Origin of the sequence: Streptomyces liliifuscus (assembly GCF_016598615.1) — a bacterium.
Taxonomy (GTDB): Bacteria; Actinomycetota; Actinomycetes; order Streptomycetales; family Streptomycetaceae; genus Streptomyces; species Streptomyces liliifuscus.
In genome coordinates this window covers 5359428-5378101 of record NZ_CP066831.1, presented here as the reverse complement: position 1 = coordinate 5378101, position 18674 = coordinate 5359428, and the positions used below count along the sequence as shown (strand labels likewise).

20 protein-coding genes and 2 tRNA genes are annotated in these 18674 nt (G+C 66.5%); 6 read left to right on the top strand and 16 right to left on the bottom strand.

Translation table 11 applies throughout. The annotated features are described in order from the left end of the window. Nucleotides 1–90 precede the first annotated feature (90 nt). Entirely contained in the window at nucleotides 91–903 is an 813-nt protein-coding gene (locus JEQ17_RS22995) for a glycerophosphodiester phosphodiesterase (RefSeq protein WP_200396986.1), read from the bottom strand. 279 nt (nucleotides 904–1182) lie between these two features. On the opposite strand from JEQ17_RS22995, the gene JEQ17_RS22990 reads away from it, so the two are divergent. Together JEQ17_RS22990 and JEQ17_RS22985 are read left to right on the top strand one after the other, a co-directional pair. Further along, on the top strand, nucleotides 1183–2676 hold the full coding sequence (locus tag JEQ17_RS22990) for a S1C family serine protease (protein WP_200396985.1): 1494 nt from the start codon (nucleotides 1183–1185) through the stop codon (nucleotides 2674–2676). Nucleotides 2677–2717: 41 nt separating this feature from the next. Further along, nucleotides 2718–2804 (top strand) — tRNA-Ser (locus JEQ17_RS22985). Nucleotides 2805–2959: 155 nt separating this feature from the next. Here the strand turns inward: JEQ17_RS22985 and JEQ17_RS22980 are convergent. From JEQ17_RS22980 to JEQ17_RS22925, 12 genes are all read right to left on the bottom strand, one after another. Next, nucleotides 2960–4351, bottom strand: a complete 1392-nt coding sequence (locus JEQ17_RS22980) for a tyrosine-type recombinase/integrase (protein WP_200396984.1) — start codon at nucleotides 4349–4351, stop codon at nucleotides 2960–2962. Between the two features lie 71 nt (nucleotides 4352–4422). Beyond that, nucleotides 4423–4611, bottom strand: coding sequence for a helix-turn-helix transcriptional regulator (locus JEQ17_RS22975; protein WP_200396983.1), 189 nt, complete (start codon nucleotides 4609–4611; stop codon nucleotides 4423–4425). A 200-nt stretch (nucleotides 4612–4811) separates the two neighbouring features. Then, complete coding sequence (locus JEQ17_RS22970; protein ID WP_200396982.1) at nucleotides 4812–5957, bottom strand: DUF3631 domain-containing protein; 1146 nt, start codon at nucleotides 5955–5957, stop codon at nucleotides 4812–4814. Next, nucleotides 5954–6307, bottom strand: a complete 354-nt coding sequence (locus JEQ17_RS50130) for a hypothetical protein (protein WP_234048323.1) — start codon at nucleotides 6305–6307, stop codon at nucleotides 5954–5956. The genes JEQ17_RS22970 and JEQ17_RS50130 overlap by 4 nt, the downstream gene beginning before the upstream one ends. After that, complete coding sequence (locus tag JEQ17_RS22960; protein WP_200396981.1) at nucleotides 6304–7218, bottom strand: bifunctional DNA primase/polymerase; 915 nt, start codon at nucleotides 7216–7218, stop codon at nucleotides 6304–6306. Before JEQ17_RS22960 ends, JEQ17_RS50130 begins: the two co-directional genes overlap by 4 nt. 87 nt (nucleotides 7219–7305) lie before the next feature. Then, on the bottom strand, nucleotides 7306–7617 hold the full coding sequence (locus tag JEQ17_RS22955; protein WP_200396980.1) for a hypothetical protein: 312 nt from the start codon (nucleotides 7615–7617) through the stop codon (nucleotides 7306–7308). Nucleotides 7618–7820: 203 nt separating this feature from the next. Next, on the bottom strand, nucleotides 7821–9929 hold the full coding sequence (locus JEQ17_RS22950) for an FtsK/SpoIIIE domain-containing protein (protein WP_200396979.1): 2109 nt from the start codon (nucleotides 9927–9929) through the stop codon (nucleotides 7821–7823). A 21-nt stretch (nucleotides 9930–9950) separates the two neighbouring features. Then, complete coding sequence (locus JEQ17_RS22945; RefSeq protein ID WP_200396978.1) at nucleotides 9951–10505, bottom strand: hypothetical protein; 555 nt, start codon at nucleotides 10503–10505, stop codon at nucleotides 9951–9953. 27 nt (nucleotides 10506–10532) lie between these two features. Beyond that, nucleotides 10533–10910 carry an RRQRL motif-containing zinc-binding protein gene (locus JEQ17_RS22940; protein ID WP_200396977.1) on the bottom strand — a complete coding sequence of 126 codons (378 nt, stop codon included), beginning with the start codon at nucleotides 10908–10910 and terminating at the stop codon, nucleotides 10533–10535. After that, nucleotides 10910–11800, bottom strand: coding sequence for a DUF2637 domain-containing protein (locus JEQ17_RS22935; protein WP_200396976.1), 891 nt, complete (start codon nucleotides 11798–11800; stop codon nucleotides 10910–10912). The genes JEQ17_RS22940 and JEQ17_RS22935 overlap by 1 nt, the downstream gene beginning before the upstream one ends. After that, a complete protein-coding gene (locus JEQ17_RS22930) occupies nucleotides 11797–12240 on the bottom strand; it encodes a Pycsar system effector family protein (RefSeq protein ID WP_200396975.1) in 444 nt (147 codons plus the stop codon). The genes JEQ17_RS22935 and JEQ17_RS22930 overlap by 4 nt, the downstream gene beginning before the upstream one ends. Continuing rightward, entirely contained in the window at nucleotides 12237–12503 is a 267-nt protein-coding gene (locus JEQ17_RS22925) for a DUF6284 family protein (protein WP_200396974.1), read from the bottom strand. The genes JEQ17_RS22930 and JEQ17_RS22925 overlap by 4 nt, the downstream gene beginning before the upstream one ends. 448 nt (nucleotides 12504–12951) lie before the next feature. On the opposite strand from JEQ17_RS22925, the gene JEQ17_RS22920 reads away from it, so the two are divergent. The 3 genes from JEQ17_RS22920 (at nucleotide 12952) to JEQ17_RS22910 (ending at nucleotide 15203) form a co-directional block, all read left to right on the top strand. Beyond that, the gene (locus JEQ17_RS22920; protein WP_200396973.1) at nucleotides 12952–13731 is read left to right on the top strand and encodes a GntR family transcriptional regulator; all 780 of its coding nucleotides are present in this window, start codon (nucleotides 12952–12954) and stop codon (nucleotides 13729–13731) included. Beyond that, nucleotides 13728–14270 (top strand): GNAT family N-acetyltransferase, encoded by a 543-nt coding sequence (locus tag JEQ17_RS22915; protein WP_200396972.1) that lies wholly within the window; start codon nucleotides 13728–13730, stop codon nucleotides 14268–14270. Before JEQ17_RS22920 ends, JEQ17_RS22915 begins: the two co-directional genes overlap by 4 nt. 276 nt (nucleotides 14271–14546) lie before the next feature. Beyond that, on the top strand, nucleotides 14547–15203 hold the full coding sequence (locus JEQ17_RS22910; protein WP_200396971.1) for a hypothetical protein: 657 nt from the start codon (nucleotides 14547–14549) through the stop codon (nucleotides 15201–15203). Between the two features lie 155 nt (nucleotides 15204–15358). On the opposite strand, the gene JEQ17_RS22905 is transcribed toward JEQ17_RS22910, so the two are convergent. Together JEQ17_RS22905 and JEQ17_RS22900 are read right to left on the bottom strand one after the other, a co-directional pair. Next, nucleotides 15359–16459 carry a hypothetical protein gene (locus tag JEQ17_RS22905; protein ID WP_200396970.1) on the bottom strand — a complete coding sequence of 367 codons (1101 nt, stop codon included), beginning with the start codon at nucleotides 16457–16459 and terminating at the stop codon, nucleotides 15359–15361. A 16-nt stretch (nucleotides 16460–16475) separates the two neighbouring features. After that, nucleotides 16476–16856, bottom strand: coding sequence for a HEPN domain-containing protein (locus tag JEQ17_RS22900; RefSeq protein WP_200396969.1), 381 nt, complete (start codon nucleotides 16854–16856; stop codon nucleotides 16476–16478). A 325-nt stretch (nucleotides 16857–17181) separates the two neighbouring features. Here JEQ17_RS22900 and JEQ17_RS22895 point away from each other — a divergent pair. Continuing rightward, nucleotides 17182–17272: transfer RNA gene (locus tag JEQ17_RS22895), tRNA-OTHER, on the top strand. A 163-nt stretch (nucleotides 17273–17435) separates the two neighbouring features. Here the strand turns inward: JEQ17_RS22895 and JEQ17_RS22890 are convergent. Continuing rightward, entirely contained in the window at nucleotides 17436–18308 is an 873-nt protein-coding gene (locus JEQ17_RS22890) for a bifunctional DNA primase/polymerase (RefSeq protein WP_200396968.1), read from the bottom strand. Between the last annotated feature and the right edge of the window lie 366 nt (nucleotides 18309–18674).

Below are 18674 nucleotides of genomic sequence, written 5' to 3'. Positions count from 1 at the left end.
GGAGCACTCCCTGTAATCGCGTGGCCTGAATTCGCTGGTGTGGCCGAGGGGTGGGGGTGGCCGCGCAGGGGACTCCCGCAGGGCCCCAGGTCAGCGGCCCAGCTGGTGGAGCACCGCGCGCGGGCGGTTGGTGATGATGGCGTCGACGCCGAGCTCGACACAGAGATCGACATCCTCGGGCTCGTTCACCGTCCACACGTGAACGTGATGTCCGGCACGTTTCAGGCGCTCGATGTAGGCCGGGTGATTGCGGACGATGCGCATCGAGGGGCCGGCGATCCGCACCCCCGCGGGCAGCCGTCCGTCGCGCAGCCGGGGCGAGACGAACTGCATGAGATAGACCGTCGGCAGCGTCGGGGACGCGGCGCGGACGCGGTGCAGCGAGCGCGCCGAGAAACTCATGACGCGTACGGGCGACTCGGCGGCCGAGGGCGGGGCGTCCAGGCCGAAACGCTTCAGCAGTACGAGCAGGCGCTCCTCGACCTGGCCCGCCCAGCGCGTGGGGTGCTTCGTCTCGATGGCGAGTTGTACGGGGCGATCGGCGTCCGCGACCAGTTCGAGCAGGCGTTCCAGGGTGAGGACGGACTGCTGCTCCCAGGACGGGGGCCGCTGCTGTTCCCAGTCGGGCGCTTCGTCGCGGTTCTTCCAGGAGCCGAAGTCCAGGGTGGCGAGGTCGGCGAGTTCCAGGGCGGAGACGGCGCCGCGGCCGTTGGAGGTGCGGTTGACGCGACGGTCGTGGACACAGACGAGATGTCCGTCCGCCGTCAGCCGTACATCGCACTCCAGGGCGTCCGCCCCGTCCTCGATCGCCTTCTCGTACGCGGCCAGGGTGTGCTCCGGGGCCTCGTCGGAGGCCCCGCGGTGGGCGACGACCTGGTTCAGGTGCTGTCGTGCGTGGGTCACCGCGTCATGGTGCCATCGCGAGTGGGTAGGCGTGAGAACGGTGGCGTGGTGCATGCGATGGTTTTGTCAGACCTGTCCGATATAAATGAAGATCCCGGAGTCACAGGCACCGCTTATGGTGCCCTGACGGCCCATGGGAAAAGCTGACGGCATACAAAAGCACATGCACAGCTGAATCGCGCCGGTTCCTGAACACACGCGGGTGGAGTCATGAACACACGTGAGTGATCGTGACCGGGCGCGACCGGAATGAACAGCCGTGGATCGAGAGGAAGAGCTGTGAGCACCGAGAACGAGGGCACTGCGGTACCCCCGGCCCCGTCTGCACCTCCTGTGCCGGTGGACACTCCTGCTGCTTCCGTGCCGCCGGAGCAGGGGGTGTCGCGGGGAACGGACCCTGTGGACCCCCACCAGGGCACGGCTCCGTCCCAGGGCCCGGCCTACCCCCAGGGGACGGGCGCTCCCCAAGGGGACACGCCGACGGCCACGTTGCCCCCGGTTCCCTCCGGGGCGCCCGAGGCCGCGGGCCCGGCACCGGAAGCGGGTGCCTGGCCGCCTCCGCCGCCGGCCACACCTTCGTACGCGAGCGGCGGCGAGGGCGGCTCTGGGGATGTCTGGGGCTCCTCGTACCAACAGCCCGCGCCCAAGCCCAAGTCCGGCGGGCGCGGCGGTCTGGTGGCCGCCGTTCTGGTGGCCGCGCTGGTCGCGGGCGGCGTGGGCGGTGGCATCGGCTTCTGGGCCGCCGACCGCAACGACAACTCCACGGACTCCACGACGGTCGCCGCCTCCCAGAGCGGCGGCGACCTCAAGCGTGACCCGGGCACGGTCGCGTCCGTGGCCGCCACGGCTCTGCCGAGCACGGTCACCATCGAGGCCGAGGGGAGCAACGGCGAGGGCGGCACGGGCACCGGCTTCGTCTTCGACACCCAGGGCCACATCCTCACCAACAACCACGTGGTGGCGGAGGCGGTCGACAGCGGCAAGCTCTCGGCGACGTTCTCGAACGGCAAGAAGTACGACGCCGAGGTGGTCGGCCACGCCCAGGGCTACGACGTCGCGGTCATCAAGCTCAAGAACGCACCGAGCGACCTCAAGCCGTTGCCTCTCGGCAACTCCGACAAGGTCGCCGTCGGCGACTCGACGATCGCGATCGGCGCGCCCTTCGGCCTGTCGAACACGGTGACCACGGGCATCATCAGCGCAAAGAACCGCCCGGTGGCCTCCAGCGACGGCAGCGCCCAGAGCAAGGCCTCGTACATGAGCGCCCTGCAGACCGACGCCTCGATCAACCCGGGCAACTCCGGCGGCCCGCTGCTGGACGCGAACGGCTCGGTCATCGGCATCAACTCCGCCATCCAGTCCTCCAGCGGCGGCCTGGGCGGCACGAGCCAGTCCGGTTCCATCGGTCTGGGCTTCGCGATCCCGATCAACCAGGCGAAGACCGTCGCCCAGCAGCTGATCAAGACCGGCAAGCCCGTCTACCCGGTGATCGGCGCCTCGGTCTCCCTGGAGGAGGGCACGGGCGCGAAGATCACCGAGCAGGGCGCCAGCGGCTCGGACGCGGTCACGCCGAACGGCCCCGCCGCCAAGGCCGGCCTCAAGCCCGGTGACGTCATCACCAAGCTCGACGACCGGGTGATCGACAGCGGCCCGACCCTCATCGGCGAGATCTGGACCCACCAGCCCGGCGACACCGTCAAGCTCACCTACACCCGCGACGGCAAGCAGCAGACGGCCGAAGTCACCCTGGGCCAGCGCGAGGGCGACAGCTGACCGGTTAGTCTTGTCCCCGCGCCGATCTCTCAGCGGCGCGGGGTGGGTTGCCCGAGCGGCCTAAGGGAACGGTCTTGAAAACCGTCGTCGCAGCGATGTGACCGTGGGTTCAAATCCCACACCCACCGCGCAGGTCAGAAGCTATGCAGGTCAGAAGGGGTGCACCTCTCCGGAGGGGCACCCCTTCTGTGTTCAGCCTGTCTCACCCTGAGTCGGGTTGTCCCACCCTTGACCAGTGCGTGCGGCCAACCTGTGGCCAACAGGCAGGCGCCATAAGCCCTGGTCAGGCGCCATCGGCCAGCGCGGCATCAATCATCTGGTTCGACACCGTCTGCTGACCACGAAGGATCTTCGCGTAGAACCGCCACAGCACCGCCGGACTGTGACCGGCACGCCGCGCGACTTCCACCGGATCGACACCCGCTTTGATCCACAGCGAGACCCCGGCGTGCCGGAGCGAGTACGGGACGTCTGCGAGCGGGGTGGCCGCTTCCTCGGTTGTGAGGGCAGCCTTTCGGGCCTGTTGCCACAGGTCGGTGTACTCGTTGGACCCGATACGACCGCCACGGGGTGCACGGAAGAGCCGACCATCCGCCGCCGTACCAAACCGGTCCAAGTGTGCGCGGAGCATCGCGACCAGCGTGGGCGGGATCGGCACGGGACGTGTGGCCTTACGCGCCCGCCGCTTCAACCCTCGTTCGTCGAACGAGCGGCCGTCGTCGGTCCACCCCTTCCCGACCTCTGGTCGGCTCTGCGTGAGCACCAACTCCCCCCAACCCTCAGCAGGGAGCTTGCAGTTCCGCCGCATGAGCGAAGCCACTTCGGACGGGCGCATAGCGGCGTAGTAGAGGCAGCCAAAGAACGCGTGCAGATGTGGGCCGCGCACGTCGGCATCCCGTACAGCGTCGATCAACCGTCGCGTCTGCTGTGGGTCGGGCACGTACTGGAAGTCCACCTCATCCGTGGTGTCCGGCGCGGCCCAGTCGATTCGGCCCAAGGGGTTCGCAGGAAGTACCTCCCGCTCGACCGCGTACCGCATGGCGTTACTGAAGACCATGCGCTTACGCCTCATCGTGTTGTCCGCCGCACGCTTCCCATCCAGCCGCTTGGACAGAGCAGTCAGGGCACGGCGGATGTTGTCCGACTCGGCCACGTCGACCACCTTCAGCGAGGCGCCGGCCACCCAGTCCAGGGCACTGCGGATCTCGCGCGGAACGTCGTGATCGGCATCCTTCAGAGCCTGATGTTCCCCGCCGTCCCCGAGCGTGGCCCTGAACGCCCATCCCTGGAGAGCGCGGCGCAGGACGGCAGAGTCCGGGGCCCCACGGGAGGTGGAGACGAGTGCCACCGTAAGTGCAGTCAGGGCCTCTGCGATGCCAGCGCGATGCTTGGCGGACGCGTTGGGCCACTTCATGAGCGCGTACGCACAGGCGTGTTCGTACCAGGTCGGAGACGTCGCCTCCCGCAGCTCGGAAGCCGGGAGTCCTGTAGCGACGTCGAACGCTTCACCAGCGCCAACCGCAGTGACGAGTTTCGAACGACGGGCGTCCGCGAGGGTCTTGGTAGCAAAGGGCTCTTGGCAGACCTTGCCCGCCACGGTCCAACGCACCTGGAAAGGTGCCGACTTGCTGTCGCGGCGGCGGATACCCCAGATCCGCACGTTGTGGCTCTTCATTGATCACCTCATGACGGAGGGGACCGCCGGAGCGGTCCCCTCAACGGGCGTTCGGATGATGTGGCGTCGAATCAGGCGGCGCGCTGGTCGCAGCTCGCCCACCACGCGTCCAAGTCGGCGCGGTTCACTCGGATCTCGCCGTTGGGGAGCTTCTGGAGGCGGGGGGCTTGGCCACGGGCGCGCATGCGGTAGAACGCGGCGCGGCTCATGCGGATCTCTGCGAGGACTTCACAGAGCTTGAGCTTCTGGGGGCGTGCCACGGCATGACTCCTTGGGACAGAAGGAAGGAGCGGGGCGGGGGGCTCGTCGGGCCCCCTTCTGAGGGGTGCTACTTCCGCTACCGCCGCTACCGCGCAGGTCAGGGGCCTGTTCGAGGTAGCGGGAAGGGGTAGCGGTAGCGGACGGGTAGCGGCGGGGTAGCGGCAACCGGGGCCGGTTGCCGCTACCGCATTGCTGCTGGTCAGGCCACGTTTTCCGTGCCGGGTAGCGGAGGTAGCGGACTTTCCGGGGGTGGGGGGCAGTAGCGGGCCCACGCGTCCCACAGATCGGCGGCGTAGTAGCCCTTGAGGACGCTTCCGGCGGTCTTGATGTTGCGGGAGGCGATCGGCTCGGTGTCGACCGTCATGTACTCCGCGAGCATCTTCGACAGGCGCCGGTTGTCGAGCGGCTTGCCGTGCAGATCGGCCCACGGGGCGTCATCGAGGGCGTTGAGCCGGTCCAGGATGGCGACCGTGGGCAGGCGGTCGATGCCGACCATGACGTGATCACGCAGATCAGTCAGCAGCCGAACCCCGAGACTGCCCTTGTCGTTGGCCCGTGAGGCGGTCACCAGCGTCACGCATGCCGCGCGTGCCCGCTCGGGCCACTGTCCGCCGGCCGCGTCGGCGATGGCGAGCAGGGATTCCCACACGTCCGCCGGCCGGTCGGAGACGCCGTCCGGCATCTCCGGCCACGCACCCATGACGAACCCCCGGGCGTGTTCGGCCCATTGGGCGAGCCGGTCCCGCAACGCGTGCCCCTCTGCCTCGTGCAGGCGGGCACGGAAGGCTTCCACGCGTTCGTTGCGAGCCCGCCGGCGCATGCGGATGATGATGGAGCGGGTCATGATCGTGTCGGGCAGGTTGCCGAGTCCGGCGACCGCGACCCCGCAGTACGAGGGGAAGGCCTGAACGGTCTGGTTCCCGCCGTCGCCGATGCACCGGTAGGTGACCCCGGTACGGCGGTGACCTGCGTTGAGGAACCCGCGCAACTCTTCGTTGTCGCCTGCCTTCGGCCCGAAGACCGTGTCGATTTCGTCGAACAGGATCGTGGGCCGCCCGTTCGGGTTGGACACGGACCGGAACAGGGCGGCGGCGGACGCGTTCACCGCCGTCATCGGCGCCGGTACGAGGGTCTCCACGACCTCCAGCGCCCGGGACTTCCCCGACCCCGGCTCCGGTGAGAGGAACGCCAACCGGGGTGTGGAGTCGAAGCAGTCGAGCAGGTGGGCGTGGGCGTCCCACAGCGCCACGGCGACGTAGGCGGCCTCGTGGGGGAAGACGTTGAAGCGGCGGTGGAAGGCTTCCACCTCGTTGAGCAGTGCGGCGCCGTCGATGGTGTCGGTCATGCGGCGGCCTTCCCTTCCTGGGTGGTGCGGAGCGGGCAGGTGTCGCGGTGGGCTTCGTGGTCGGCGATCAGGGCCCACACGTCGGCGTCTCCGGTGGCGTTGCGGTCACGGCCGCATGCGCACCACGAGGTCGCGGTAGGCACGGCGCGGTACGGAACACTGATGGTCAGCCACGCCACGGGGTAGCGGCCGTCTCCGGTTTGCGGGTCCGGACGAACAGCAATGGGGACGCCTTCGGCGACGCCCTTCGGGTCGCCCACGGCCGGAGCGTCCACAGGCTGTGGAGCGTCCTGCGGACCGTCCGGGGTGGGGGTGATGCTCTTCAGAGGGGGATGCCGGCGGGCGCTCATGCCGCGTCCCGGCGGCGCTGGTTGTGGGAGATGGACCAGTCGAGTGCGCTGCGCAGGGTGGCGCGGCACTGGGACGGCGGCAGTCCAACCGTCTCGCCCGCCTCCTGAAGAGCCTGCTCGACCTCGTGCCGGGGGAGGTCGCCCCACGCGATGAACCGTCCCAGGGCTCGCGCTGCCCGGAACAACTTCGCCTCGCGCTCCCCGAGTTGGGCCCCCGCGACGTTGCGCGTCTCAGCGGTGAGCGCTACGTCCGCGTATCGACGGGATTGCCCCACTACGGCCACTGAAGGCGCCTGTACGGCCCTGGGGGCCGGTTGGAGGATGCTCAGCAGCCATGCGGGCGCAGGGGCCGCCACGGAGCCGCCTACGGCTTCGTAGGGTCCGGCGGGGATGATGCTGCCCGCCGCGACCACGTAGCCGCCCCACGCGCGGGTGTCGACCAACGGGGCAATGGTGCCGGCCGTGTTGCACATCCGCGTGTGGGGCGGTGCGGTGAAGTACAGGTGGCGTCCGCCGCTCGCGGTCCGCGTCCGGTAGGTGTCGGGCACGGCGTGAGCGGTGCGCTCGCAGAGCGCCTCAAAGGACGTCACGCCGTCAGGCGTGTCCGCACTGCTGTTGGGCTTGGGCATGTCGAGATCCACGACCAGTAGCCCGGAAGGACCGGTGGCAATCCCGACGTTGAACACACCGCGCGCCCACGTGGCGCGGATACGGTCCGCGTCGGTGGTCGCCCGCTGCTCCCACTTGCGGTGCCCGCTTGCGCAGGGACCGGTGCCGGGGCAGGACGCTTCCCCGTGCAGTGCGGGGCGCTTGGTGCCGGGACGGAGCGGGAAGACACGCCAACCGCGCTCAGCGGCGTTGAGGGCGGCATCCAGTAAGGACGCTCGCGTGTTGTCGGTGGGTTGGGTCATTCTGGGGGTCTCCAGTTCCTTTGGCGGATGCTGGTTGGCAAGGGCGGCCCCGTTTCTTTGGCGAGAGGGGGGCCGCCCTTGGCGTAGCTACTTGCCGGTGGGGCGGGCGAGCTTGAGGCTGATGCCGCCGATGCCGAGCGTCCCGGCAACGCCACCGATCGCGGCGGCGGTGTGCGCGGCAAAGTCGAGCAGCGCGAGGAACGCGGCCACGAGGCCGAAGACGCCCATCGTTGCGGCGCCCGCGACGGCGATCGGGAAGAGGTAGTGGCGTAGTGGGCGCCCGGTCCGGTCGGTGGTCTGGACGACGATGACGACCGGTGCTCCGGTGGCTTCAGCGCGGCGGTAGGCGTCGGCGGGGATGTGCGGGGCGATGATCCCTGGCGGGTCGCGGTGGTTCATCCGGAATCCCTTAGCGGAACGGTTCAGGGAGGCGGAGGCACCCCCTGAGGTGAGCGTGTGGAGGGGGTTTCAGGGCCGTTGACCTGCGGCCCTCCCCGACTCCCTGAGAGATCATTTGTGCAGGTCAGGGCGAGGGAGGCGGGTCAGGGAGGGGTTCAGGGAGTTCTCCCTGCCTCCCTGCCCCGCCCGGGGTCGGCTCCCTGTCATCCGGAGGCGGAAGCGGAACCCTCGTCGTCCTGGTTGGCGAGTGCGCGGGCGACGCGGTCACGACCGACGACCATGCGGCCGTCGGACTTGTACGGCTCGGCTCCGGTGCCGTCGAGGACGCGCTTGAGGTCGCCGTTGGTCCACGTGCCGTAGGCGTCCTCGTTCAGCGTGGCGAGCCGCTTGAGCACGTCCTGAGTGAGCACGCGCGACGCGTCTCCGAGCACGGTGAGGATGTCGGCGAGCGGGTCGCGGTCCTCGCCCCGCTCGATGGCGTGCAGGGTGGTGACGCCGTCACGCAGGGCCTTGGCCCGGTCGGTGATGGCCTTGGCTCCGTCGTCGTCGATGTAGTGCGTGCGCACCGTGATCGCTGCCTGCCCGGCGGGAATGTCGATGCCGGACGACGCAACGACCAACGTTCCCTGGTCCAGGCCGGGACGCAGCATGTTGGGAGCGGCACCGCCGTCGACCGCCTTGTCCCCCAGTGCCATGCGGGCCTGCGACTCCGTGCCCAGGGCGAGCGAGGCGCGAGTGTGCGCCCCTTCACGGACCAGCTTGGGAAGGTTCTGGTCCGTGGGGTCCTGAGTGCCCTGCCACATCAGGACGTTGACCGCACGCCCCTGGTTGTGGATCTTCCGGACCGCCATGAAATACCGGGAGTTGGACTTGGACCCGCCATAGGGGCGCTTGTCCTCGTCCTTGACCGGGCACATGAACGCCATCTGCGCCTCGTCGACCAGCACGACCAGCGCCGGGAAGACGGTGCCGGGCGGCGCCTGGATACGGCGGTTCATCTCCTCAACGGCGCCCTCGACCATCTCGGTCACCTGGATGACGTGCTCATCGGTCGGGCCCTGGATCAGGGTGGTGGCGAGCCCGTCGAACATGGCCCAGTCACCCACGCCCTTGAGGTCTCCGATCAGGAACTGAACCGAGCGGTCCAGCGCGAGCCACAGGGCCAGCGCGCGCAGGGCAACGGTCTTGCCCTGGTTCGACAACCCCGTGATGAGCAGGTGACGCTGATACAGGCTCAGCACGGCCGCGTCGCCGCGCAGGTCCTCGCCCCACGGGGCACGGCCCTTGGCGTAGTCGGCGGTCATCGATTCGTCCGTGACCAGCGGAGACGGACCGATCGGCTCATCCAGCGCCCCCGAGTCCGCCACCCACAGCCGGACCGTACGGGCAGCCTGCGGGATGGTGATGAACACCTCGTGCTCATGCCGTCCCAGGTTCTCGGCGAGCTTCCGCCGGCGCCTTTGGACCTCATCCGTCGACACCCCCGAGGGCAGCGTCACGTCGACTTCCACGCCACATCCGGCAATCCGGATCGGCCCCAACATGCTCGCGCCCGCGTCGCCCATGTCCTTGATGGCGTTGCGGAGCGGGGCAACTCCGAGGTTGCGCAGGGCCAGCACCACGATCGAGGGGGTGATGGGTTCCCCATCGGTGTCGCGGAAGTTGGCGGGCATCGCCCACGCAGGTGCTGCCTGCTGGTGCTTGCCCACGGCCCACAGCCCGATCAGGGCTGCCCAGGGGCCGATCGTCACGGCCGGTCCCCAGGTCACTGAGGCGACGAACACAAGCCACTGGATGAGCTGGACCACGGCCATGGTCGGGGTGGCGACGTCAGCGAAGTTCTCGTTCGCCACCGCGAGCGCGATGCCGACCAGGAGCAGCATGCCGGCGCCCATTCCGGCGGCGGCAGCCACGCCCTTGGCCGCGTCCAGGGGCGCGGTGAGCAGGTCCATCCGGCGGCGGTGGCGCGCGTCGCGGAAGCGCTGCCCACGCTCCTCCCACTCGGTCGCGGCCTCATAGTTTCCGGCGGCTTCGGCCGCACGGATCATGCGCTCGTAGCGGGCGGGGGTGCGGCTCTCCCAGGTGCGGCGGGCCACGATCCGCGTCCCACCGACCACGTAGAGGCCGTGACGGGCCACCGCGCGGCACGTGGTCTGGGTGTGTTCGTGGGTGACCGCGTGCCGGATGGCCTTCGCGGAGCGGGCCCACAGCGGCACAGACGGCGTTTCAGCGGCGGTCGCTGCTACAGGGGCAGGGGCCGCCTGAGGGGCGTCCTGGGGGTCTTTGAAGAGGTGAACGACGTTCTCGCTCATGCGAGTTGACTCCTGACGGGGTTAGGCAGCGGCGGCGGGAACGAGCTGGTTGGCGAGGTACTCGCAGCCGTACGCCTCGCGCTCTTCCTGCTCCAACAGGTGCAGGTGCTCGCGGGCCTGACGGCGGGACTGGCGCTCGATGCCGAAGGCGTCGCGCAGGTCCCGCACGAGGCGTTCGACGATGTCTTTGCGGCTGAACTGCATGGCGTGCACCAACTCGTGCACGAGGGTGATGGCGAACTCGGCCTCGTTGGCGTGCTGGTCGACGTTGACCAGCACCAACACCGAACCGTCCGGACGCGGGATGGCGCGTGCGGCGGCCTCACGGGCGAGGCGCTTCGCGGCCCGCTCAGCGCGGGTACGGGCCCGCTTGTCGACCTGACCGGCCAACTCGATTTCGGCGGTCACGGCGAGTTCCGCCATGCCGCGCGCCTTGGTGAGGATGACCTCGATGTCCGGCATCCGGCCGGGCACCGACCGGCCCACGATCCGTACGGCCTGGTCGGTGAGGCGCTTTGCGGTGCGCAGGGTGGCGCCGTATCCGGGCAGCTTGTGGGTGCTCACGGTGGTCTTCACACGTGTCTCCGTCTCGAATGCCGCAGGTCAGGCGGCAGAGTCATCGGGGTAGGCGCAGGGCACGCACATGCCGAGCGAGATGGGGATGACGTATCCCGCGTCGCGTCGGCATGCCGGGCAGGTGCGGCGGGCGGCGTTGGCCTTAGCCAGGGCCGCCCACTTGCGCGCCGTCATGGGTCGCACCTGCTTGGCCAGGTCCTCGCGGTACAGGTAGGCGACCAGAGGGCCGCGCCGGTAGCGCGGACGCAGGACCTGAGCCGCGATCGGCTGACCGCCCGGGCGCAGCCCTCGCGCCCGCAACTGCCGAAGGGTGGCGTAGCCGTCCGGGGCGCACCGCCACGGGAAAGTGGGCACTCCGTGGCGGGCGCCCGTGGGGTCGAAGCACTTGCCCCACACGGCGGACATCAGGACGCCTTGGCGGTGCCGTTGCGCTCAGCCTTCAACGTGTCCCGCAGCATCCGCGCGTTCGCCGGCGACGTGTGCACCACGCGGCGGATGCCCTCCGCCGTCAAAGCGGCATCCGACCAACCGGCAGTCACCTGCCGTGCCTCGTCGAGCAGTTGAGCGGCAGTGCGCTTGGGCCGACTCGATCGAGCGGCCTCGGGAAGTCGACCAGTTGCCCGACGCGGGCGGGTCGACACCGCCGGGACCGGACGCGGCGCGATCGACGCGATGGCGGGTACCGGCTTGAGCGGGAGAGCCGACTTCACGAACCCGACCGTGACCGGATCGGGCATCCGCAACGGCTCCACCGTGATCGGCCCGGGGGCCGATTCCACGAGGTCAGCCGTAGACCGATTACTCACGCTCTCGGTCGATTTCTCCGCATTCGCGACCGGGCTCGGAATCGGGGCGGGGCGGTGGTGCAGGACCTTGGCGACCAGATCGGAGCCGAAGTAGATCGACCCGACCGGAAGCGACGTCGCCAGCAGCACGAGAGCCCAGTTCGCCGGGTCCCAGTCCGCTAGCCGCGTCCAGTCGACCTGCACGCCCTGGCCGCTGTGGAGTTCCGGCACGAGGCCGTGCACGTAGTTCAGGACCAGCGAGGCCAGGGTGTAGGTGCCCAGCACCCGAAGCGCGAACTTCCGCGCATCGTCGGTGAGCACGAGGGTGGCGATCAGGGCGAGCGCCATCAAGCCGTCGACCACGAACGGATAGAGCGTCGCGGCCGTCTCATCCGCGCCCACCGCGCCCGCGATGTCCCGCAGCGCGTTCCAGGAGACCCGGAAAGCCATGCCGACCACAGCGACCAGGGCCAGAACGAGGGCGGCCCTCCCCTTGCGGTTGAGGTTCATCGCGCACCTCCCACCGCGAGCAGCACGGCGAGGATGAGCAGCGCCCCGCCGGTCATGGTGAGGTCGACCGCGCGCTTCAGGCCGGTGAACTTGGCCAGCGCGATACGGGACAGATTCGCGACGTCCGCGCTCAGATCCTCCGAGAGCGTGGCCGCGATCTGCTCAGCGGTGAGCGTGGCCCACAGCGGGAAGCCGTGCCCGCCCCGCAGATTCGGGCGCACCGACCGCAGCAACAGACCAGCCGCCGCAACCAGCACCCCCATCCCGAGACCACCCACGACGTACGCGGGAGTGGTGAGGGGGACGTCCTTGGCGACCGTCCACGAACCGGCGAGCACCGCACCGACGAACGCCAACAGGAGACCGGTCTTCGTGTCGGTCCGCGCGATCTCCGCCTTCACCTCCGCATGCGCGGCGGCGAGGGTCTGAGGGGTGCTCACGCGCCCACCCCCGGGACCCGCGTCGCGGCCGTGTTCGCCAGCGTCCGGCGAGCGGCCAATACCTTGCGGTGGGCCCGGCGGATACGCCGCGCGTCCAGCTCCGTCAGCGTGCGGTCCAGCGTGATGATCTGCGCGTCCAGCAGCTCGATGTTCGCCTGAATGACGGGCATCTCGCACTCGATCGCGTCCAGCTCCGCGAACGTCGGCTCGCGGTCGAACTCGTCGGCGGTAACAACCGCCTGAGCAGTACCGATGTGCACCATGGGTCGTGTTCTCCCTAGCAGGTGGAACGGCCCGAACAGCGGCTCCCGGGTGGCACCCCGGGGGCCGCGCGCCGTTGTGTGGTGAACAGCCGCACGAGCGATGTGCGGCACGTCCGCAGGACAGCGGCCGGAGTGCCCCGGGCGGGATTCGATCCCGCGCCCTTCACGGCCGGTTGCCGGGGCGATGGTCTTGCTTCAACACTCTGTTGAGTTTTCAAGGCGCAGTAGCTGTCGGAGAGCGTGGTAACCCCTGGTCAAAGGGGCTCCCGTCTTCACGGGACCCGCCGGGCACTGTCAGTGCAGGCAGACACACTTAATGGTGCTGCACCACCTGCTCAACTTGTTGGTACAAGCTGATGTAGTGATGCTGCACCCACAGGCTGTGAGCCGTCAAGCGTTTGGAGCCCGCATGTACCAACAAGTTGCGCGAGTGCGTCATGATGGGGTCATGAGCAAGCAGCCGAAGTACCGGCAACTGGCCGATGTCCTGCGCCGTGAGATCGAGGAAGGCGCGTACGCCCCGCCCAATAAGCGGCGGCTGCCCTCTGAGAGCGAGCTCGCGACGCGCTTCGACGCGTCCCGGAACACGGTGCGGTCAGGCCTCGCCCTGCTCGTAAGCGAGGGACTGATCACGTCCAGCCAAGGGCTCGGCTATGAGGTGACCAGGCACGAACCGTTCGAGTTGAACGCCTCCCGGTTCGAGAACCTGAACTTCCCGCAGCACGGGGACTCGTACAACACGGACGTGACCAACGCCGGCCGCAAGCCGCATCAGACGTTCCGAGTGGAGATCCTCCCCGCGCCAAAGGACATTGCTCAGAGGCTGCGGGTTGAGCCCGATTCCCGCGCGGTCCTGCGGTTCTGTCACCGGTACGTCGACAACGTGCCGTGGTCAACCCAGGCCACGTACTACCCGGCGTGGCTCGCTGATGAGGCGCCTCGCCTAGCGGAGCCCGGGGACATTGAGGAAGGAACCACGCGCTACCTCGCCGCACGAGGAATCGAACAGGTGGGGTACTTCGATGAGATCTCTACGCGGATGCCCACACCCGACGAAGCCAGGTTGCTGGAGATCGGTGCGGGCGTTCCCGTACTGCTCTGGATGCGTACGGGGTACTCATCAGAACGGCCGATCCGCTGCACGATCACCACGTTCCGGGGTGACCTGAACCGCATGAACTACGAGATCGGCGACCAGTCCGTCAGAAGCGAGAACGGGATTCAGTGAGAATCATCTCCGCCCAACCCGGCGATGTAGCCAAGCTGTTGGCCTTCCGAGAGGAGGCTGCCGTTTGGCTGGCGCGCCTAGGCTCCGACCAGTGGCAGCGCCCATATCCTGCTGAATTCCTGCTGGCCACGATCAAGGCAGGCACTGTCTTCATGGTCATGGATGGCGAGACGACTGCGGCGACCATTACGCTCACGCCGGACGCCGAACCAGGTCTCTGGACAGAAGATGAGTTGAGCGAGCCATCCCAATTCATCAACAAACTGACCGTTGCGCGCACCCATGCTGGTCAGAACCTTGGGGGTCGGCTAGTCGATTGGGCGGGAGACCGGGCTTACCGTGACGCGGCGAAGTGGCTACGGCTCGACGCGTGGACCACGAATGAGGCGCTCCAGCGCTACTACCTACGGCAGGGATTCGAACACGTACGCACAGTCCGAGTGGGCGGTGCTGTGAATGGTGGGCCGCGTGTCTCGGGGTGGCTTGGCCAACGGCTTACTGGGCCCACGGAGCATGGTTTTGAGGATCTCACCGAGTGACGTGCAAGATCCGCTACGTCAATTTCTGTAACCCGCACCCAGATCACCCTGAACGTGGTAGATATTTTCCAGCTTGTTTCAGAAACTGCGGCACTGAAGATCAGCGACGCAGGTGAGTTGGGTGCCTGATTGCTTCGCCTAGTGCGACAGGCTCAGTATGACCGATAAGGATCTGGCGTGCGCACTGAGATTAGACGCAAAAGAGTTCCCTTTACAGCGCCGAGACCAAGCAAGCTTGACGCGGCCATCCAGGCCATCCAAAGCACTTTCCCTAATATGACGATCAAACTCGTTGGCGCCGCAAAACTTGGAAAGGTGAGAGTCACCGGATCCACTCTTGCAGATCTGATCAGTCAAGCGCCTGATCTGGAGGAGCTTCACTACCTAGTAATTGAAGCTAAGGTGGATGTAAATCCGCAGCCTGACTCGGTGAGAATTGTGTTTGGCAGCCCGGAAGGTCTCTCTCGCCTCCAAGCCTTCAGGGGTTGGTTTCGACGAGTGAAAGAGTGGGATGTAAGAATCACGGCCCAGAGTGGTAGCGCCCAAGAAGCCGATAGGATCCTTGCTTCGGCATTGTCCGCTCTGCGTGGCCACCGGATCACTACGACGCACGTCTGGGCGTTCTCTTCAATCCCTCAATTTTCCGAGATTATCGGCCTTGCTTTTTTTGTGGCGCTCATTCTCTCGAAAACGGATTCGGCTGACGTTGGCTACTTCTTTGCGCTAGTGGGTATTTTCTATTGGAGGCTCGTATTCTTCGTGCGTCCGAATGGTGCGCATATCTATTTGCGTGCGAGGTCTACGTACATGGGTAGGATTTTGGGTTGGAGTCCTTCACCGCGAGTGCAAGCAATCTGGGCTGTTATTGGAAGCTTTGCAGGGATTGCCGCACTTATTGTTTCAGTTTTTGCCTGGATCTCTCCGCAAAACTAACGGAAGTGTGGGAAGGGTGTCACTCCAGGCTTGTGACGGGCGTGTGTATTCAGCGTGGCTCGCTCTAGTCCTTTCCCACTTGACCAACGGTGTTTCCCTAAACTCGAATCGTGCTACGAGTCGAGAATGCCGCCTGCATGGAGGGATCGATTACCTCAGGCCTCCATCTCGCTTTTGATTGAGCGTGCCATTCGCTCCCATGCGTCAATATTTGCAATTGCTCTGCGCATATTGGACACAGCGTGATCAATCTTCTTTCCTGGCCCGCGAAGCTGTCTGCTGAGCGATGCCATTCCTTGGGCGGCGACCCCGAATGTATTCAACCCTTCCATGCCTTCGCGTGACGTCTCTGCCATGGCGATCAGCTGATCGAGGAAATCGGCTGCACCGTCTGGAAGCTCGTCAGGTTCTGATTTTTGGATTACTTTGAGAATTGTCGAAATTCCCTCATTGAGGGACTCCATGTGATAGGCGAAGCTGTTGGAGGATTCTTCGAGTTGATCGGCTGGCCCGCTGACCTCCGCCGCGAATTTTGTTACAAGCGTCAACCGGTCTTTGTTTGAAGCCCCGGATTGATTGGCCATATTAATCTCGGACGCCGAGATCTCGGTTACCATGCCGATTCTTTGCATCGCCTCAGTGATGGCGTTGGCGTCATCTACCATGGAACCTAGCCCAGATTCAACCTCCTCCATTCTTTCGAGGAGGCCGGGAGAGTCATCCTCTACGGCACCCTCAAAAGCGCCCTCTACGCTGGGCAGAGTGATTTCTACCTGCCCGCTCGCCACCTCTTGGAGGACACGCGTTGCCGTTAGCAGATCTTGCCCGTCAACTAGACCTGCCTGCAACGACCTCTCCAACTCGTTTCGGGCATCGATAAGACCGCGTCGTGAGCGAGAGAACTGAATTGTGCGAATGGCGGCTACGTCGAAAGGAAGTTGCCCAAATTCTCCGATCTGGATAGTTAGCTTCCCGGTCGTGTGGCGTAGACCAAGTTCATACATAACATTGGGATTTCCACCGCTCACATCAGCAATCACCACGTCATCCTCGTATAGATGCCGAAATACTTGCTCAGTGATTTCTCCTGCCACGGCGATCTGGTCAGCCCTTACGGGGTCAATGTCAAGCTTCTGGCATGCTGCTTGAATCACATCCTCGAAAACCTGAAGAGAATCCTCGTACGCTCGGCGTCCTGGATCGTCGAGGGGGGCAAACTTATTGCCGATAGGTCCAATAACGAAGCACCTGACCATCGCTCTGCATCCTCATCTATCGCTTGTTTTGCTGAATCCAGGTTTTAATCGTGTCAATCAATCGTTCCGCATGCTTGTAAGTTTCCTCTGCTTCCCTTCTTCGGCATCGAGCGGTGGAGTATTGCGATTTCGACTTTAGTTTCAGTGCTTTCTGAAGTTGTCGGGAGACGGCTGTTCCGGCAACTCCGCATTGACGTAAGAGTGAGAAGGCTTCGTCGTGACTCTTTCCGGTGGAATACCTTCCCAGGACCTCAATGCATAGAACGTCTGCGCCATTGATGGCTGCCGAGACGGAGAGGCTGATGGCGGCGTCAAAGAAGTCGCAGCTCAGCGCGGTATCAGCAACGGTCAGGAATTCTTCCGCCTTCTGGAGTTTCGCCGAACTGTCAGGCTGCACGTGGCAAGGCTACCCGGAGTCGGGAATGGAGGGAGCCGAGATTCCTGGACCTGCGTGCCTCGCGAGGACGCGCGCCGGACACTCCGCGACGCGCAGGTGCATCCCTTCTGGGCTGGTCGGGTGGACGTGCACAGCCCGCACACCGATGTTGGCGTGCAACGACAGTCATCCGGTAGCGCCTGCCCAAGCTTGATCAAGCGCTACACCACCATGGCGCGGCTCTCGAGGGCTTGGTGTGACGCAGTCTCGATGGTGCAGTCTTCACTCGCGGCCAGCCTCTGGCCAAGTTCATCCCTACGCGACGATCCCCGACCGCGTACATGCTGGTCAGGGTTAGATCCAGCATGGACCGCTGAACGGTCTTGAAAACCGTCGTCGCAGCGATGTGACCGTGGGTTCAAATCCCACACCCACCGCAGTGCGAGGAGCAGGGGCGTCCGGAACCGAGAGGTTCCGGACGCCCCTGCTGTCGTTGGCGGTGCGTGGGTGTTTTTGGGGTGCACGCGCGCGTGAGTGGTTGTTTTCCGGCTCTCCTCGGTTTTCTGGGCTCCTAGGGGGCCGTTTTCGATCGCGGCGGAGCTAAGGACGGTGCCTCGTCATGCGGGATGCCGATGTGATGGTCGAGCGGGCCTCGCGTTCGGTGAGGCCGGTGCGGACGGCGGCGTCCACCAGGGACTCGGTGAGGTCCGGGCCGAGGCCGTTCTCGTAGGCGCGGCAAGCGGCCCAGAAGAGGCGGGTGTTGCGCTGTCCCTCGTGGGCGGCGAGGACGAACTGGACGAGGCCCTGGCCGTGTTGGCCCGCCGAGACGGGGCCGGCGGCGTGGCGGCCGGTGCGCGGCGGCGGCAGGAGGAGCTGCAGAAGGGACGGCGGGCAGGCGGCGGGTGCCAGGTGGGCGGTGCCCGGGGCCGTGCTGTAGGCGCCGTGTTCGGTGCGTGAGCCGGGACCTACGAGATAGCCGCCCGCGCCGCGGATGTCGATTCCGGGGGCCAGGCGGCCCGCCGAGTTGGGGACGACGACGTCCGGCGGGCCGCTCAGCCAGACGTGGCGGCCGCCGCTGGGGGTCAGCACGACGACCGTCTCCGGGATCGTGAACAGGTGGCGCAGGGCCAGTTCCCGGAGCGCCGCGGACGAGTCCGTACCTGATTTGGTGTCGAGGTCGATGCCGATCAGGCGATGCGGGTCCAGCCCGCACGCGATGCCGTAGCCGGTGGCCCAGGGGGCGGCGGCGAAGAGCTCTCGGATGCGAACGGGGTCGATCGAGGCGTCGTACACACCGTGCCCGAAGCGGCCGCACTCGCCGTGGCAGAGCGGGGCCGTGGGGTCGTCGCGGTGCGGGGAGCGCAGTGCCGGAAGTTTGGTTCGGGACAGCGGGATGACGGCCAGTCCGCGTTCGGCGGCTGACAGGGCGTGTGCGAGGGCCAGCGTCGTGGCCTGCCGGTCGATGGTGGCCATGACTCCATGTTCGTACGAGTGTTCGAAAAAAGGAAGAGGTGCTCCGGGGGTGCGGTGAAGGAAGGCCGGTCCCGGAGGGGTGGAAACCGGCCCCGCAGGATTGGCTGAAAATCTGCCGGAACGCTTCGTCCCTTGCGGCGTATGGGATTGAGTCGCCCGCACCGCCCTGATCTGCGGTTTTGGTCGCGTGAAGGGGGTTTATCGACATGTCCTCACGCTTGCGAGCGAATAGTGCCTTCCGGGGTGGTTCGCCGGGGATTCGGTGGGCAATTCTGGTCTCGCGACGTCGTGACAGACACCGAGGCGGTCGGCCAACTGCCCCGGAACAAGCCGTACTCAGCCGGTCCTGGCCGGTGCGAACTTCCG